Annotated in this window: 2 protein-coding genes; both read right to left on the reverse strand. The window is 67.3% G+C overall.

Going from position 1 to position 1,471, the window contains the following annotated elements:
• Positions 1 to 95 precede the first annotated feature (95 nt).
• Complete coding sequence (locus tag AB4Y86_RS18760; RefSeq protein ID WP_441403642.1) at positions 96 to 1,061, reverse strand: hypothetical protein; 966 nt, start codon at positions 1,059 to 1,061, stop codon at positions 96 to 98.
• Positions 1,062 to 1,103: 42 nt separating this feature from the next.
• The coding region (locus AB4Y86_RS18765; protein WP_441403643.1) for a DUF456 domain-containing protein at positions 1,104 to 1,471 on the reverse strand (368 nt) is incomplete at its 5' end.

The raw sequence follows: 1,471 nt of genomic DNA on the forward strand, positions 1-1,471 counted from the left end.
TGATTGCCCTGGGCGTGGTGCTGCTGGCCGAGCAGCTGGTGCCGGTGGTCGCGAGCATGGCCTGACGGCAGCCCTGCAACCTCCGCCTGCAGCGATCACTCCCGGTTCAGCTGCTTCCATTCCTGTTCCCAGAGCCTGCGTTCTTCCACGTCCTTGCGGATGACGTCGAAGGTTTCGAGCTCGGCAGGACGGCCACGCAGCCAGTCGCGGGGATTCAGTGATTTGCGGCCGTTGTCCAGCAGCAGCAGGGCGCGGTCCGTGAGGGCATCGTTGCGGAGCGCCAGGTGGGTCTTCCGCCGGCGAAGAACCTCCTTCAATGCCGCCTGGGCGGCTGCAGCGGCACCAAGGCGGCGCAGTGACCGGGCGCGGATCAACAGGAGTGCTGCGGAGAGGTCATCGGCGTTCAGCAGCCCTTCCGTCCAGACCGCCACCTCCTTGTCCCGGCCCAATGAGAAGGCCACCGAGCACCGGGCCAGTGCCGCGGGCAGCGACGGCGGAAGCGAGCTCACGGTCTGCAGCGCCGCCTCGAGGTTGCCGGTCTCCCGCAGGGAGTGCGCCAGCGCCAGGAACACTGCTTCCTCGCTGAAGAGAACCGGAACCTCGATGCGCTCGGCCACTTCGACCCGGGTGACCAAACGGGTCAGATAGCCGGACGCGAACTGGTTGGCGTCGTCGTCGTTCCTGGTGGTGAGGCCCCGCTGGAGGAGCTCCGAGGCCCGCAGGTAGCTACCCTGCTTGTGCGCCATGAGACCGGCCATCACGTAACAGAGCCCGGCCCAGCCGGGGTTGGCGCGGCCCGTGGAGATCAACTGGTTGGGGTCCGTGTTGTGGAAGATCGCCTCGTACACCGCCTTGGCCGCTCTCCCGGTGATCAGCTTTAGCCGGGGGATGGCACCATCCACGCCGAGCAGCGCCCCGTTCCGGCCGCCCAGGGCGGTGTGCAGGATTCCGCCGACCCCGCCTGCAAGGTCCCGCACCGGCGTGCGGACCTGCGGACTGCCGAACGGGGTGAGGTCGCGGGTATCGCGATAGATGGGTCCTGCGGGCTGTCCGGCGCTCATTGTTCCATGCTAGTAGGGCACGCTTGGCGGCCGCTGGAAGGGCTAACTGGCCGCAGCCACCCAGACGCCGATCACCCAGGTACTCGCAGCCAGGCAGGCCAGGCCGAACTCCGCCAGCATGCCCAGGCCGGTGGCTTTCAAGGCCGCCCAACTGGTCTTTACAGCGGTCCGGAAATCGCGAGTCCGGTGGGATTCGCTGAGCAGAAGGCCGGCTGCGAAACCCACAAACAGACCCACCACCGGGATGAGAAACATGCCCACCCCTCCGAAGAAGAGCCCGGTCACCACGCTACGGCTGGGAATCCGGTGTTTCCTGAGCTTGCGTCCGGTGAGCACGGCGCCGGCCGTCATTCCCGCCAGCACAAAGGCCACGCCTATGCCAAAGACCACCCAGCCGGCAGTTCCTGCAC

The sequence above is a fragment of the Arthrobacter sp. 2YAF22_2 genome (assembly GCF_052114645.1).
Taxonomy (GTDB): Bacteria; Actinomycetota; Actinomycetes; order Actinomycetales; family Micrococcaceae; genus Arthrobacter.

What these genes read in the sequence shown, in the direction of transcription:
- AB4Y86_RS18760 (WP_441403642.1), bottom strand. Translation starts at nt 1,061, where the DNA reads ATGAGCGCCGGACAGCCCGCAGGACCCATCTATCGCGATACCCGCGAC.